The organism is Burkholderia sp. BCC1977 (assembly GCF_905339595.1).
Taxonomy (GTDB): Bacteria; Pseudomonadota; Gammaproteobacteria; order Burkholderiales; family Burkholderiaceae; genus Burkholderia.
In genome coordinates this window covers 237599-252546 of sequence record NZ_CAJPGQ010000002.1, presented here as the reverse complement: position 1 = coordinate 252546, position 14948 = coordinate 237599, and the positions used below count along the sequence as shown (strand labels likewise).

The following is a 14948-nucleotide window of genomic DNA, read 5'->3' as shown; positions in this document are numbered from 1 at the left end:
AAGGCGGCGGCATCTGCCGCCGCCTTGTTGTTTACATCACGCCGTACTTGTGGAACCACTCGATCGAGCGCTTCCAGCTGTCCTCGGCATCGCCCTTCACGTAACTCGGCCGATAATCGGCGAAGAACGCGTGACCGGCATCCGGATACACGACGATCTCCGATTGGCGCGCGAGCTTCGAATCGCTCGCCTGGATCGCCTTGCGCATGGTCGCGAGCGACGCCTGCGTGATGTTCGTGTCCTTCTCGCCGTACATCCCGAGCACGGGCACCTTCAGCAACGACGCATGATCGACCGGATTGAACGGTGTCATTTCGTCGATCTCGCCGTCGACGAACCCGTACCACACGACGGCCGCCAGCACGTGCGGATTGTGCTCCGCATACAGCCACGCCTGGCGTCCGCCCCAGCAGAACCCCGTTACGCCGAGACGCGACAGGTCGCCGCCGTTCTTGCCGGCCCACGCGACGGTCGCATCGAGATCCTCGGTGACCTGACGGTCCGGCACCTTGCTGATGATGTGGTCGTACAGCTCTTTCATCGTCGGATACTTCGACGCATCCCCCTGGCGCGCGAACAGGTCGGGCGCGATCGCGAGATAGCCGAGCTTCGCGAAGCGACGGCAGACGTCGGCGATATGGGCGTGCACGCCGAAGATCTCGTGGATCACGATGACGATCGGCAGGTTCGTCTTGCCGGCCGGTTGCGCGCGATACGCGGGGATGCTCGCGTCGCCCGAGCGGATCTCGATGGTGCCGACGTCCAGCCCGGCACTGTCGGTCGTGATCGTCTGCGCCGACACGGGCAGCACGGCCGCCGCGAAGGTGCCGCCCAGCGCGGCCTGGATGAACTTGCGGCGCGAGAACGGAACGTGGGGAACCAGGCTGTCGACTTCGGGTTTCAACATGAATGCACTCCTCGATTGGGCGCCGCCGTCACGGCCATGGATTCGCGTCCTGACGGGGCATCGCGCCGGCGGACAGCGCGGATGTCGCGGCGGTTGGCACCCCGCCGCAAGCGGAAACCCGAACAAGATGCCCAACAATCCGTTGTCGCGTCAACTGTCAGATGTGTAAGACTCGATTACGACGGCGTAATCCGGCGGCATCGATCGCCGTGCCGCTACGTGCCGATACGCGTCGACCGGCCCCGCCGGCCATGCGCGACGCACGGGTCCGGCACGCGCCAGCGCAATCACCCGGCGCCCGAAACGACGACGGGCAGGCAACCCGCTCGATGCGTGTTCCCTGCCCGTCCGGTGCACCAACGTGCGGTCAGTGCAGCTTGACGCGCGGCAGCGTCGTGCGGCGCAGCCAGTGCGCGACCGTATCGAGCATCATGCGCGGATAGCCGTGCAGCGCCGCGATGTGCAGCCGGTACAGCGACATGTACATGAAGCGCGCGAACAGCCCTTCGATCAGCATGTTGCCGCCGATCAGCCCGCCCATCAGGTTGCCGACCGCGCTGAAGTGACCCAGCGACACGAGCGAACCGAAATCGCGATAGGTGAACTCGGGCAGCGGACGCCCGTCGAGCCGGCAGCCGATCGCCTTCAGCAGGAAGCTCGCCTGCTGGTGCGCCGCCTGCGCGCGGGGCGGCACGTTGCGCTCGTTGCCGGGCCATACGCAGGCCGCGCAATCGCCGAGCGCGAATACGTTGTCGTCGGTGAAGGTCTGCAGCGTGCGGCGCACGTCGAGCTGGCCGAGCTTGTTGACCTGCAGGCCGTCGAGATTCGACAGCACGGATGGCGCCTTGATGCCGGCCGCCCAGACCGTGAGATCCGCACGCACCGTCTTGCCGCTCGCGGTGTGCACGGAACCCGGCGCGACCTCGGTCACGCGCTCGGCAAGCATCAATCGCACGCCGAGCTTCTCGAGCAGCTCGGCCGTCGCCGTCGATACGCGCTCCTGCAGCGCAGGCAGAATCCGCGGCCCCGATTCGATCAGCACGATGCCGACGTCGTGCTGCGGATCGAGCTTGTGCAGCCCATAGACGGACAGCACCTGCGCGGTGTTGCGCAGCTCGGCGGACAGCTCGACGCCCGTCGCGCCGCCGCCGACGATCACGACCTGGATGCGCGGCTCGGCCGCCGCCCCCGGCGCGGGCTGCGCCGGTGCCTGGTGCTCGGCACGCATGCACGCAGCGATCAGGCGCTTGCGGAAGCGCTCGGCCTCGCCGACCGTATCGAGCGCGATCGCGTTTTCGGCCGCGCCCTGCACGCCGAAGAAGTGCGTCGTGCTGCCGATCGCGATCACGAGCGTGTCGTATTCCAGGTCGCGCGCCGGCAGCAGTTCCGCGCCGTCGCTGTCGTTGACGGGTGACAGCGCGATGCGCTTCGCCGTGCGGTCGAGCGCGGTCAGTTCGCCCTGCTGAAACTCGAAGCCATGCCAGCGCGCCTGCGCCGCGTATTCGAGTTCCTGCGTGAACGGGTCCATGCTGCCGGCCGCGACCTCGTGCAGCAATGGTTTCCAGATGTGGGTCGGATTGCGGTCGACGAGCGTGACAAGCGCACGCGCGGGACGATTGCCGCGAGCGCCGTAACGGTCGCCGAGCCGCGTCGCCAGTTCCAGGCCGCCCGCGCCGCCGCCTACGATGATGATCCGATGCATCCGATTCCCCCTTTGCGATTCGAAACTGCTGCCGCCGGACGATGCAGACGCGATGCATTCGCGCCGTCCGTTGGATTAACCGGTTCGGCCATCATCGATGTGCAGTTCGAAACACTTCGATGCGTCCGATACCGGAACGCGGGGCGCGCTGCCCCCGCGACAATGGCCTGACTGACTTGCATTGTCCGGGAGCTTGCGCGTTGACCACAAGCAAACCATCTCGATATTCAGCATCCCTGCAACAATATGCCGCGGGAAACGGGAATCGCACGGGGGTGCGTCAGTGTGCCTCTTCCCAGTTCGCGCCGGCGCCCACTTCAGCGACCAGCGGCACCTTCAGCTTCGCCACACCGCACATCATTTCCGGCAGCTTCTCGCGCACGAGCGACAGTTCGTCGTCGGGCACCTCGAGCACCAGTTCATCGTGCACCTGCATGATCATTCGCGACGCGAGCCTGTCGCGCGTCAGCCAGTCGTCCACCGCGATCATCGACAGCTTGATCAGGTCGGCCGCCGTGCCCTGCATCGGTGCATTGATGGCCGCGCGTTCGGCAGCCTGACGGCGCGGGCCGTTGCCGCCGTTGATCTCCGGCAGCCACAGGCGGCGACCGAAAACGGTTTCAACGTAGCCCTTCTCCTTCGCTACCGCGCGCGTGTCTTCCATGTACTGCGCGACGCCCGGGTAGCGCGCGAAATAGCGGTCGATATACAGCTTCGCCGCATCGCGCGTGATGCCGAGGTTCGACGCGAGGCCGAACGCGCTCATCCCGTAGATGAGCCCGAAGTTGATCACCTTCGCGATCCGGCGCTGGTCGGAGTTGACCTCCAGCGGCGTCACGCCGAACACTTCGGCGGCGGTTGCACGGTGGATGTCCTCGCCCTGCGAGAACGCGCGCAGCAGCGACGCGTCGCCGGAAATGTGCGCCATGATCCGCAGTTCGATCTGCGAATAATCGGCCGACACGATGCGGTGCCCCGGCGATGCGATGAACGCCTCACGGATCCGCCGGCCTTCTGCCGTGCGCACCGGAATGTTCTGAAGATTGGGATCGTTCGACGCGAGACGGCCCGTGACCGCGACCGCCTGCGCATAGTTCGTGTGCACGCGGCCCGTTGCGGGATTCACCATGCGCGGCAGCTTGTCGGTGTAGGTCGACTTCAGCTTCGACAGCCCGCGATGCTCGAGCAGCAGCTTCGGCAGCGGGAAATCCTCGGCCAGCTTCTGCAACACTTCTTCGTCGGTCGACGGTGCGCCGCTCGGCGTTTTCTTCACGACCGGCAACTGCAGCTTCTCGAAGAAGATCTGCCCGATCTGCTTCGGCGAGCCGAGATTGAACTCGCCGCCCGCCAGTTCGTACGCCTGCCCTTCGAGCTCGATGAGCCGCGTCGCGATCTCGCTGCTTTGCGCCTGCAGGCGTGCGTCGTCGATCAGCACGCCGGTGCGCTCCATCTTGCGCAGCACGAGCGATACCGGCATCTCGATCTCGCGATACACGCGCTCGAGGCCCGCTGCGCGCGCGACCTGCGGATACAGCGCCTGATGAAGCTGCAGCGTGATGTCCGCATCTTCGGCCGCGTACGCGGCAGCCTGCTCGAGCGCCACTTCGTCGAAGCCGATCTGCTTCGCGCCCTTGCCGGCCACGTCTTCATACTTGATCGTCTTGACGCCCAGATGACGCAGCGCGAGGCTGTCCATGTCGTGCGTGCGGTGCGATTCGAGCACGTACGATTCGAGCAGCGTGTCGTGCTCGATGCCGTTCAGCGCGATGTCGTAGTTCGCGAGCACCTGCGCGTCGTACTTCAGGTGCTGGCCCACCTTCTTGCGATCGGCCGATTCGAGCCACGGCTTCAGGCGCGCGAGCACGTCGTCGATCGGCAACTGCTCGGGCAGGTCGGGGCCGCGGTGCGCGACCGGAAGATACGCGGCCTTGCCCGGCTCGATCGAGAACGACAGGCCGACGAGCCGCGCGGTCATCGGATCGAGCGACGTGGTTTCGGTGTCGAACGCGGTCAACGCGGCCGCATCGATCTTCGCGAACCATGCGTCGAACTGTTCCCAGGTCTGGATCGTGTCGTATTCGCGGACGATGTCCGCCGCGACCACTTGTGCCGGCTCGCCTTCCGGCGCATCGGCGTCGCCGCCTTCGGCGGGTGCGCTGTCGACTTCGCGCAGCCACGTCTTGAAGCCGTAGCGCGCGAAGATGTCGCGCAGCAGCTCGCGTGCTTCGCCGTCGCTCTTCAGCGACGCTTCGATCGATTCGAGATGCGGTGCGAGATCGCAGGCCGTGTCGACGGTCACGAGCTTGCGGCCGAGCGGCAGGAAGTCGAGCGCGCGGCGCAGGTTGTCGCCGACCACGCCCTTGATCTCGCCGGCGTGTTCGATCACGCCGTCGAGGCTGTCGTATTGCGACAGCCACTTCACGGCCGTCTTCGGCCCGCACTTCTCGACGCCCGGCACGTTGTCGACGGTGTCGCCGACCAGCGCGAGGTAGTCGATGATCCGCTCGGGCGGCACGCCGAACTTCGCGATCACGCCGTCGCGATCGAGCGTCTCGTTGGTCATCGTATTGACGAGCGTGACGTGACCGGTGACGAGCTGCGCGAGGTCCTTGTCGCCGGTCGACACGATCACGTTCATCCCGTGCCGCTCGGCTTCGCGCGCGAGCGTGCCGATCACGTCGTCGGCCTCGACGCCCTCGACCATCAGCAGCGGCCAGCCGAGCGCACGCACCGCGCCGTGGATCGGCTCCACCTGCAGGGCAAGATCGGGCGGCATCGACGGGCGGTTTGCCTTATAGTCGGCATAAAGGTCGTCACGGAACGTCTTGCCCTTTGCATCGAACACGCAAGCGCTATACTCTGCACTGACTTCCTTGCGCATACGGCGCAGCATGTTGATGATTCCGTAGAGCGCTCCGGTCGGCTCCCCGCCAGGGCCACGCAAATCAGGCATCGCATGGTAAGCCCGATACAGATAGCTCGAACCGTCAACCAATAGCAGGGTCTTACCTTCCAGATTTCGTTCTTCAGGCATTATGAACAAGAGAAAAGTGATTCCGAGTCTGCGTTCGCTCGCAGATCAAGAACGCGCGACGGCCAAGAAGGCGCGCGCATCGTGGCAGATGTTCACGATTATGGCAGAGTTTATCGAGGCGACCGAGTACCTGTCGGAGATCCGCCCGGCCGTCAGCATCTACGGTTCTGCCCGTCTCAAGCCCGACACGCCGCACTACAAGCTCGCGGTGCAGATCGCACGCAAGCTGTCCGACGCCGGCTTCGCCGTGATCTCCGGCGGCGGCCCCGGCATCATGGAAGCCGCGAACAAGGGTGCGCACGCCGGCAAGGCGCCGTCGGTCGGCCTGAACATCGAGCTGCCGCATGAGCAGGCCGGCAACCACTACCAGGACATCTCGCTGCGCTTCCGCCACTTCTTCACGCGCAAGGTCACGTTCGTGAAGAACTCCGACGCGGTGATCGTGATGCCGGGCGGCTTCGGCACGCTCGACGAACTGTCCGAAGTGCTCACGCTGATCCAGACGAAGAAGTCGCGCCTCGTGCCGATCATTCTCGTCGGCAGCACGTTCTGGCAGGGGCTGCTGCAATGGTTCCGCGACCAGTTGATCCCGAACGGCCTCATCAATCCGGAAGACATGGATCTGATGCAGGTGATCGACGATCCCGACCAGGTGCTCGACGCCGTGCTCGCGTTCTACGAGGACAGCGGCGAGGAAGAAGGCGCGGACGGCGACGATCATCCGCCGCGGCCTGAAGAGGACCGCATGTTCTATCTGTAATTCGAACGGCGTCGATGGCCGCTCGCACGGCCGGCGTCCCGCTTCTCGCGCGGCAGGCATGGCGATTCCGCCGCCTGCCGCGCGTCATTTTGTAACGCCGCGTTAATCCTGTAGCACGGCCCCGCGCCGCCGAATGTCAAATCCGGGCAGCCTGTGCCGCGCAGCGCGGTTGCGCCGTTCCCCGCCTGCGCACGTCATTGTCAAATCATGCGGCCCGCCATCGATCCGGCCGGCCCGTCTCGCCCCAATCCGCCGTAACAAATGCGGCTCGCCTTTTCCGCGCCGCACCAGCACACTGCATCTCGTCGGCGTGGCGTTCCCCCGGTGGACCGATCCCCCTCGCGTCCATCGCGTCGCGCCGGCCTTTAGACAACGACATCACGGAAAACAACATGAAACGCTCGCTGATCGCCCTCGCCTTCGCCGGCCTCGGTGTTTCGCTGTCCGGCCTCGCCCACGCCGTCAACGTCGACGTCAACATCGGCACGCCCGCGCCGGTCATCGTCGCGCCTGCGCCCGCGGTGATCGTCGGCTGGCACGGCGACCGCTACTGGGACGGCCGTCGCTACTGGGAGCGTCGCGAGTGGGAAGACCACGAGCACCATCGTGGTCACGAAGGCCGCGGCGGTTATCACTGCCCGCCGGGACACGCGAAGAAGGGCGAGTGCTGAGCATCACGGCTCGAACATCGACGGCAAGGCCGCCTGCGCGCTACGACGCCAGGCGGCCTTGCCGCTTCTGAACGCCCCGTTCCGGACCGGCGAGCCGCCGCCGGAACCCGAGTCTCGTCGCGTCGTCACGCTGCGGCATCCGCCAATGAAAGCGGCACCAGGTCCGGATGCGCGCCGAGCCGGTCGGCAAGGCTGACCTGCCCCGGTCGACGGTACGCCGCACCTCGCGACACGCACCGTCACCGGGGCCGGCGTTCACATCACTGAAACGCCACTTCCGCAAAGCTCCGCAGCTTGCGACTATGCAGCTTGTCGAGCCCGTTCGTGCGCAGGATCTCCATCGCCTTCACGCCGATCTGCAGATGCTGATCGACCTGCCCGCGATAGAACGTGTCGGCCATGCCCGGCAGTTTCAGCTCGCCGTGCAGCGGCTTGTCCGATACGCACAGCAGCGTGCCGTACGGCACGCGGAAACGGAATCCGTTCGCGGCGATCGTCGCGCTTTCCATGTCGAGCGCGATCGCGCGGCTCTGCGATAGCCGCTGCACGGGCTCGCGGTGATCGCGCAGCTCCCAGTTGCGGTTGTCGACGCTCGCGACCGTGCCCGTGCGCATCACGCGCTTCAGTTCGGCGCCTTCGAGCCGGGTGACGTCGGCCACGCCGCGCTCGAGCGCGAGCTGCACTTCGGCGAGCGCCGGGATCGGCACCCACAGCGGCAGGTCCGCATCCAGCACGTGATCCTCGCGCACGTAACCGTGGGCGAGCACGTAGTCGCCGAGGCGCTGCGTGTTGCGCAGGCCCGCGCAGTGGCCGAGCATCACCCACGCGTGCGGACGCAGCACCGCGATGTGATCGGTGATCGTCTTCGCGTTCGACGGACCGACACCGATGTTGACCATCGTGATCCCGCTGCCGTCCGCGCGCTTCAGGTGATACGCGGGCATCTGCGGCAGGCGCGGCGGCGCGGCGCCCTCGGCCGGCTCGCTGCCGAGGTTCGCGTTGTACGTGATCACATCGCCCGGCTCGACGAACGAGCTGTACTGGCTGCGGTACGCACGCACGTCGGGATCGGTGCTTTCCGTCATCAGCGTGCGGCCGAGCTTCACGAATTCGTCGATATAGAACTGGTAGTTCGTGTAGAGCACGTAGTTCTGGAAGTGCGTGGGCGACGTCGCCGTGTAGTGACGCAGCCGGTGCAGCGAGAAGTCGACGCGCGCGGCGGTGAACAGCGCGAGCGGATGCGGCTCGCCGGGCGCCGGCTCGAACGTGCCGTTGACGATGCGGTCGTCGAGATACGACAGGTCGGGCGTGTCGAAGATGTCGCGCATCGCGAGCAGGCGGTCGCGGTCGAGTTCGCCTTCGAGGTGGATGCCTTCGGGAAACGCGAAGTGAACCGGAATCGGCTGCGACGAGACGCCGATCTCGATCTTCACATGGTGGTTCTTCGACAGCAGGCGCAGTTGCTCGCGATAGTAGTTCGCGAACAGGTCGGGACGCGTGACGGTCGTCTCGAACACGCCGGGGCCCGCGACGAAACCGTACGAACGGCGCGAATCGACGTGCGTGTTGACGTCGGTACGAATCCGCACGAACGGGTAGCACGCACGCACGTGCTCGGTGATCGGTTCGTGGCGGCGATAACGCGCGAAGGCGTCGCGCAGGAAGCCCGTATTGGTGTCGTAGATGGCCGACAGCCGTGCGACGGCGGCGACGGAATCGTCGAATGCTTCGACGGGCGGGCTTTCGGGTGTCAGCATCCGGTGCCGGCGGCTCAAATCGTTCTTCATTTTCATCACCTCGTCTGATCGAACGACATTACCACGGAACCCGGTCACGCTCATGGCCGCCCGCTTGCATGCCGCTTGCACGCGAGGGCCGGGTGACGCGCAGTATTTGCTAAAATCGGAAGGTTCACTGGAGACTCATCATGAAGCCGCTCTTTCTCGTCGCCGCTGCCGCCGTGTTTGCCGGCACGTTTGCCGCTGCCGGCGCCGCTTACGCCGCCGGCGGCACGCCCGCCGCCGACGCGCAGGCCCGGGCCGAGGCCAACGAAGCCGCCGGCCTGCCCGATCTCCGCAAGATCAACCGGCCGGGCGCCGAAGTCACGTCGAAAGTCGACTTCGCCGACATCCGCCGCACGCCGAGCTTCCATGAAAAGAGCAAGAACGGCACCGAGGTCACCGAGTATCGCGATCGCGGCAAGCCGGTCGAGATCGACGTGAAGTCGAACTTCGGCACGCGCTACCAGATGAGCTCGACGCTCGACACGTCGCCGAAGCCGCACGACGCGGGCGTCCCGATCACGCGCCTGCCGTCGGTCAACCTGCGCTACTGATTTCCTGCCGCGCCGCGTCGGTCACGACGCGGCGCGCCGGCTCTTCCTTCACCTCCTGTCGCGCCGCACGCCGCGCGCGTTCCGACAACTGACCAGACGCATCTCGCATGGCCGTTTTCACCGCTGTTTCCGACTCCGATCTCGCGCAATGGATGCGCCACTACGAACTGGGCGACGTGCTGGCGTTCCGCGGCATTCCGTCCGGCATCGAAAACAGCAACTTCTTCCTGACGACGACGCGCGGCGAATACGTCCTGACGATCTTCGAAAAGCTGACGGCGGAACAGCTGCCGTTCTACCTGGACCTGATGCGCCATCTGGCGAGCCACGGCGTGCCGGTGCCGGATCCGGTCCCGCGCGACGACGGCGCGCTGTTCGGCACGCTGCACGGCAAGCCGGCGGCGATCGTCACGAAGCTCGACGGCGCCGCCGAACTCGCGCCGGGGGTCGAACACTGCATCGAGGTCGGGCAGATGCTCGCGCGCCTGCACCTCGCGGGGCGCGACTATGCGCGCTACCAGCCGAACCTGCGCAGCCTGCCGTGGTGGCAGGAGAACGTGCCGGCGATCGTCCCGTTCATTTCCGACGCGCAGCGCACGCTGCTCGAGGACGAACTCGCGCACCAGGCCGCGTTCTTCGCGTCCGACGACTACGCGGCGCTGCCGAGCGGCCCGTGCCACTGCGACCTGTTCCGCGACAACGTGCTGTTCGCGCACGCGGCGCCCGGCACCGGTCATGAGGTCCGGCTCGGCGGCTTCTTCGATTTCTATTTCGCGGGCTGCGACAAATGGCTGTTCGACGTCGCGGTGACCGTCAACGACTGGTGCGTCGACCTCGCGACGGGCGTGCTCGACGTCGCGCGCGCGGATGCGCTGCTGCGCGCGTACCAGACGGTCCGGCCGTTCACGGCCGAGGAGCGCCGCCACTGGAGCGACATGCTGCGCGCGGGCGCGTACCGCTTCTGGGTGTCGCGCCTGTACGACTTCTACCTGCCGCGCGCGGCCGAGATGCTCAAGCCGCACGATCCCGGTCATTTCGAACGCATCCTGCGTGAGCGTATCGCCCACACACCCGCGCTTCCCGAGACCCATACCGCATGCAACTGATCGAAGTCCCCGCGAAAGCGGGCTATGTCTGGTTCCGTCAAGGCATCTGGCTGTTCCGCCGGAACCCGCTCGCGTTCATCACGCTGTTTTTCACGTACCTGCTGGCGATCACGCTGGTGTCGATGGTGCCGGTGATCGGCGCGGCGCTGCCGCTGCTGTTCATCCCCGGCATCGCCGTCGGCTTCATGGCCGCGTGCCGCGACACGGTGGCCGGCAAGCCGGTGATGCCGACGATCCTCATCGACGGCTTCCGCTCGTACGGCTCCGCGACGACGCAGCGGCTGCTCGTGCTCGGCGTGATCTATGTCGCGCTGATGGTGCTGGTGTTCGCCACGTCGTCCATCGTGGACGGCGGCGGGCTGCTCCAGATGATGCTCGGCGCCACGAGCGACGCGAGTCCGACACCGGAAGCGCTCGCCGCGCAAGGCACGCTCGGCGCGCTGCTGCTGGCGACGCTGCTCTACGCGCCGGTCGCGATGCTGTTCTGGTTCGCGCCGGTGCTCACCGCGTGGCACGACATTCCGCCCGCCAAGGCGCTGTTCTTCAGCATCGTCAGTTGCTGGCGCAATCGCGGCGCATTCGTCGTGTACGGACTGCTGTGGTTCGGCGTCGCGCTCGGCGCGTCGTTCGGCCTGTCGCTGCTGCTGCAGGCGCTCGGCGCCGGCGCCTATGTGCTGACGATCATGATGCCGGTGACGATCATCATCGTCACGATGATGTACTGCTCGTTCTACGCGACCTACCGCGGCTGCTTCGGCGTGCAGGAACCGGACGCCGCGACGCCCACGTCCGGCCGCTGACGCCGACTCGGCCAGCGCACGCCGCCGGCCGTCCAGCCCCTGCCCGGCCAGCCTGGCACCCGCTCCCCCGGTGCCAGGCCCCCTGTTCAACCGAATCTTTTGCGCGCAAAATAATTTGCGTACAAATCGTTAGCGCGTCCGCCGCGCCGCCCGAATCATGGACCGCCTGCCCCCGCTGCCCCAGACGCTCGACGAGCAACTGTGCTTCGCGCTCTACTCGACTTCGCATGCGATGACGAAGGCGTACAAGCCGCTGCTCGACAAGCTGTCGCTGACCTACCCCCAATATCTGGCGATGCTCGTGCTGTGGGAGCGCGACGATATCGCGGTAAAGGACATCGCCACCCGCCTCGAACTCGATCCGGCCACGGTCACGCCGCTGCTGAAGCGGCTCGAGGCGCTCGGCTACGTCGAACGCGTGCGCAGCGCGACCGACGAGCGCGTCGTTAACGTGCGCGTGACGGCGGAAGGCCGCGCGCTGAAGGACAAGGCGCGCTCGGTACCCGCCGATCTCTTTTGCGCAATGCAGCAAACGCCCGAGTTCCTGGTCAGGCTGCGCGCGGATCTCCAGCAGTTGCGCAACGCGCTGTCGGCGGCCAACGAAGGCTGACGAACCGGCGATCGCAAACGGGCCCGACACGGTCGGGCCTTTTCTTCAAAATTTCATTTGCACACAAATCATTTGTACTCTATATTTTCTCCGTGGCCGGCGACAACCCCGTCCGACCGGACCGCTTCCTCCCATTTTTCCGACAGGAGCTGCACCATGAACATTCTGTACAAGACCAGCGCCACGAGCACGGGCGGCCGCGACGGCCGTGCGGTATCCGCCGACAACAAGCTGGAAGTGAAGCTGGCCGCGCCGCGCGAGCTCGGCGGCACGGGCGCCGAAGGCACGAACCCGGAGCAGCTGTTTGCCGCGGGTTATTCGGCCTGTTTCCTGAGCGCGATGAAATTCGTCGCCGGCCAGAACAAGCAGGCGCTGCCGGCCGACACGCAAGTCACCGCGGAAGTGGGCATCGGCCCGAACGACGCAGGCGGCTTCGGGCTCGACATCGAACTGCGCGTGTCGCTGCCGGGGCTCGACAAGGCCGATGCACAGGCGCTGGTCGACAAGGCGCACCACGTGTGCCCGTACTCGAACGCGACCCGCAACAACGTGCCGGTGCGCCTGACGGTCGTCTGACGCAACGCGCGGCGCCGAATGCAAAAAGGGCGTGTGCGGCTGCTTGCCGCACACGCCCTTTTGCGTGATTCGCCGGACCGGCCGACGCGCCGGACCGCGCTGCGCTGCTTAACGCGAGCCGAACGAGAACGGACGGTTCATCGCCGCTTCGCGATCGATCTTGCGCATACGGAATTCGAGATCGTAGATGTCGGTCGCTTCGGACAGGTACGCTTCGGCGCGCTCTTTCGCGGCCTTTTCAGCGTTCTTGGTCAGCATCAGGAAGAGGTGGCTCAGCAGGTACATGATCGATCTCGCAATCCAAAGGTTCTTTGACTAGGGTTTTCCCGAATTATAGGGAAAACCCTAGCCTTTGACCAGCGTCGATCAGACAGTGCGTCGTTCAGTCGCCACAGTGCGACGATTCCCTTCGAAAAAGGACCAGATCATTGCGCTCGCATCGGGGCCGACCGCCGCATGAAACGGTACCGCTTCATCGCCGCCCGCCCATGCATGATCGAGCCCTTTCACGTGACAGAGCCGCACGATCGACTCGCCGTCGCGACGCACGTCGGTGATCTGCGCGCCTGCCTCGCGCGTTTCCACGCGCTCGCCGCCGCGCAGTGCGCCGCGGCTGTCCGCGAGCCCGTTCAGGCGCATGAACTGCACCGTCAGCTGGTCCGCATTCTTCGGCGCGACGACGTGGTCGCCGTCGCCCTGCACGATCAGCGCGGGCATGCCCGGATACGCCTTGGCGTCGACCAGCGTGTCGACCACCGCGGCCGGGTTCTGCCGCAGGCCGCGCCGCATCACGTCCATCGCGCTGATCCCGGAATTCGCCTCGCCGAGTGCGGGGCCCGAGTGCAGCGCCACCGCCGCGAAGCAGTCCGGATGGTGCAGCGCGAGCAGCGTCGCCAGGCCTGCGCCGGCCGACAGCCCGGCGACGTAGACACGCGATGCGTCGAAGCCGTGCTCGTCCACGAGCGCATCGACGAGCGACGCGACCGAATCCGCCTCGCCGCGGCCCGCGCGGTCGGTGTCTTCATACCAGTGCCAGCAGCCGTGCGCATGCGCGCGCAGCGACTGCTCCGGGTACAGCACCGCGAAGCCGTACTTGTCGGCCAGCAGGTTCATCCGGGTGCCCTGCGCGAACTCGTCGACCGATTGCTGGCAGCCGTGCAGCATCACGACGAGCGGTATCGCGCCGCGCCGGCGGCCTGGCGGGACGTACAGCCGGTAGGCGAGCTGCTGGACCAGGCGGCCGAGCGCGGGCGCCATCGGATGCTCGCCGCGCGTCCACTCGCCGGCCGCCCATGCAGCCGCGCGCGGCCGCACGCGCGACTCGCGCGGCGGGGACAGATCGGTTGCGGCGGGCGACGCGGCGGCCTCGAGCGTATCGCGGGTGATCCGCTGGGCATCGCGCGCCGCACGTTTGGCGGCCGGAGACAGCATACGTTTCATGCCGCCCAGCCATACCTTCGTCAGACTTTTGGTCATCGATCGGGCTCGCAGTCAGGAAAAATGGGGATACAACACAGGGTGCATCGTTCGACTTTGTGCAATGCACCATAACATTGTTTCTGGGATTTCTCCTGCACGCGGATAGTTCCCCGCGGCGCAAAAAACGGGCCTCGAGCATACGCGGCGCTATACTGGGGTTTAGCCGCTTGTATCCGTTGTAGTCGTTCTTTCCGGCTCGCGCGTTGATTTAAGCATTCGTCCCGCCTCTGCTCGTTCCCCTCCCGATGTTCGACCCGTCCTCTCATCTGTGGATCACGATCACCGCGTTCGGTGGCGCCGGCCTGACCTTGCCGCTCGCGATCACGATCGCCGTGTGGCTCACGCTCGGCTACTCGTGGCAGCGCGCGGCTGCGTGGCTCGGCGTGCTCGCGGCCGCGATCGGGGTCGTCGCGCTCACGAAGATCGCGTTCCTCGGCTGGGGCATCGGCATCCGCGCATGGGACTTCACGGGATTCAGCGGCCACGCGATGCTGTCGACATCGGTCTATCCCGTCGCGATCTTCCTCGCGCTGATCCGCACGCGCACGCCGGTGCGGATCGCCGGCATCGCGCTCGGGCTCGCGGCCGGCATCGCGGTCGGCGTGTCGCGCGTCGCGCTCGACGCGCATTCGCCGTCCGAATCGATCACCGGCTGCATCGTCGGCGCGATCGCCGCGCTGGCGTTCATCGCCGGCTCGTGGCACGCGGTGCCGCACCGCTGGTCGGTGCCGGCGGTCGTCGTGAGCCTCGCGCTCGTCACCGTCGCGCTGCACGGCATCACGGTGCCGTCGCACCGCTGGGTCACCAAGGTCGCGCTGGAGCTGTCGGGGCACGAACGGCCGTTCGTCCGCGCCCGCTGGAAAGCCAATCCGAACTACCGGCCGGCGTCGCAGCCGGCGTCGCTGCACCGCACCGATTCGTCGCAGCCGTTGCTGCACGCGTGACGGGTCGCGCGCACGTCATTCCCG

General features: G+C 66.5%; 14 protein-coding genes. 8 read left to right on the top strand and 6 right to left on the bottom strand.

Going from position 1 to position 14948, the window contains the following annotated elements; all coding sequences use genetic code 11:
• Positions 1-31: 31 nt before the first annotated feature.
• The 3 genes from U5771_RS03105 to polA all read right to left on the bottom strand — a co-directional run bounded on the left by U5771_RS03105 (position 32) and on the right by polA (position 5643).
• Positions 32-907, bottom strand: a complete 876-nt coding sequence (locus U5771_RS03105; RefSeq protein WP_322022605.1) for a dienelactone hydrolase family protein — start codon at positions 905-907, stop codon at positions 32-34.
• Positions 908-1274: 367 nt separating this feature from the next.
• Positions 1275-2609 carry an NAD(P)/FAD-dependent oxidoreductase gene (locus U5771_RS03100; protein ID WP_322022604.1) on the bottom strand — a complete coding sequence of 445 codons (1335 nt, stop codon included), beginning with the start codon at positions 2607-2609 and terminating at the stop codon, positions 1275-1277.
• A 280-nt stretch (positions 2610-2889) separates the two neighbouring features.
• Positions 2890-5643 carry a DNA polymerase I gene (gene polA, locus U5771_RS03095; RefSeq protein ID WP_322022603.1) on the bottom strand — a complete coding sequence of 918 codons (2754 nt, stop codon included), beginning with the start codon at positions 5641-5643 and terminating at the stop codon, positions 2890-2892.
• Between the two features lies 1 nt (position 5644).
• Here polA and U5771_RS03090 point away from each other — a divergent pair, with 1 nt between their 5' ends.
• Both U5771_RS03090 and U5771_RS03085 read left to right on the top strand, forming a co-directional pair.
• Positions 5645-6403 carry a TIGR00730 family Rossman fold protein gene (locus tag U5771_RS03090; RefSeq protein WP_044845264.1) on the top strand — a complete coding sequence of 253 codons (759 nt, stop codon included), beginning with the start codon at positions 5645-5647 and terminating at the stop codon, positions 6401-6403.
• A gap of 392 nt (positions 6404-6795) precedes the next feature.
• Positions 6796-7074, top strand: coding sequence for a hypothetical protein (locus U5771_RS03085; RefSeq protein WP_322022602.1), 279 nt, complete (start codon positions 6796-6798; stop codon positions 7072-7074).
• A 260-nt stretch (positions 7075-7334) separates the two neighbouring features.
• Here U5771_RS03085 and U5771_RS03080 read toward each other — a convergent pair whose 3' ends face one another.
• Positions 7335-8861 carry an AMP nucleosidase gene (locus U5771_RS03080; RefSeq protein WP_322022601.1) on the bottom strand — a complete coding sequence of 509 codons (1527 nt, stop codon included), beginning with the start codon at positions 8859-8861 and terminating at the stop codon, positions 7335-7337.
• Positions 8862-9001: 140 nt separating this feature from the next.
• On the opposite strand from U5771_RS03080, the gene U5771_RS03075 reads away from it, so the two are divergent.
• From U5771_RS03075 to U5771_RS03055, 5 genes are all read left to right on the top strand, one after another.
• Entirely contained in the window at positions 9002-9409 is a 408-nt protein-coding gene (locus U5771_RS03075) for a hypothetical protein (protein WP_322022600.1), read from the top strand.
• 107 nt (positions 9410-9516) lie between these two features.
• On the top strand, positions 9517-10515 hold the full coding sequence (locus U5771_RS03070; RefSeq protein WP_322022599.1) for a homoserine kinase: 999 nt from the start codon (positions 9517-9519) through the stop codon (positions 10513-10515).
• On the top strand, positions 10506-11315 hold the full coding sequence (locus U5771_RS03065; protein WP_322022598.1) for a BPSS1780 family membrane protein: 810 nt from the start codon (positions 10506-10508) through the stop codon (positions 11313-11315). The genes U5771_RS03070 and U5771_RS03065 overlap by 10 nt, the downstream gene beginning before the upstream one ends.
• 157 nt (positions 11316-11472) lie before the next feature.
• Complete coding sequence (locus tag U5771_RS03060) at positions 11473-11925, top strand: MarR family transcriptional regulator (RefSeq protein WP_322022597.1); 453 nt, start codon at positions 11473-11475, stop codon at positions 11923-11925.
• Between the two features lie 156 nt (positions 11926-12081).
• The gene (locus U5771_RS03055; RefSeq protein WP_031399791.1) at positions 12082-12501 is read left to right on the top strand and encodes an organic hydroperoxide resistance protein; all 420 of its coding nucleotides are present in this window, start codon (positions 12082-12084) and stop codon (positions 12499-12501) included.
• 108 nt (positions 12502-12609) lie between these two features.
• Here U5771_RS03055 and U5771_RS03050 read toward each other — a convergent pair whose 3' ends face one another.
• Positions 12610-12786 carry a DUF3563 family protein gene (locus U5771_RS03050; RefSeq protein WP_322022596.1) on the bottom strand — a complete coding sequence of 59 codons (177 nt, stop codon included), beginning with the start codon at positions 12784-12786 and terminating at the stop codon, positions 12610-12612.
• Positions 12787-12867: 81 nt separating this feature from the next.
• Positions 12868-13977, bottom strand: a complete 1110-nt coding sequence (locus tag U5771_RS03045; protein WP_322022595.1) for a PHB depolymerase family esterase — start codon at positions 13975-13977, stop codon at positions 12868-12870.
• Between the two features lie 248 nt (positions 13978-14225).
• On the opposite strand from U5771_RS03045, the gene U5771_RS03040 reads away from it, so the two are divergent.
• Positions 14226-14924 (top strand): phosphatase PAP2 family protein, encoded by a 699-nt coding sequence (locus U5771_RS03040; protein WP_322022594.1) that lies wholly within the window; start codon positions 14226-14228, stop codon positions 14922-14924.
• Positions 14925-14948: the final 24 nt, after the last annotated feature.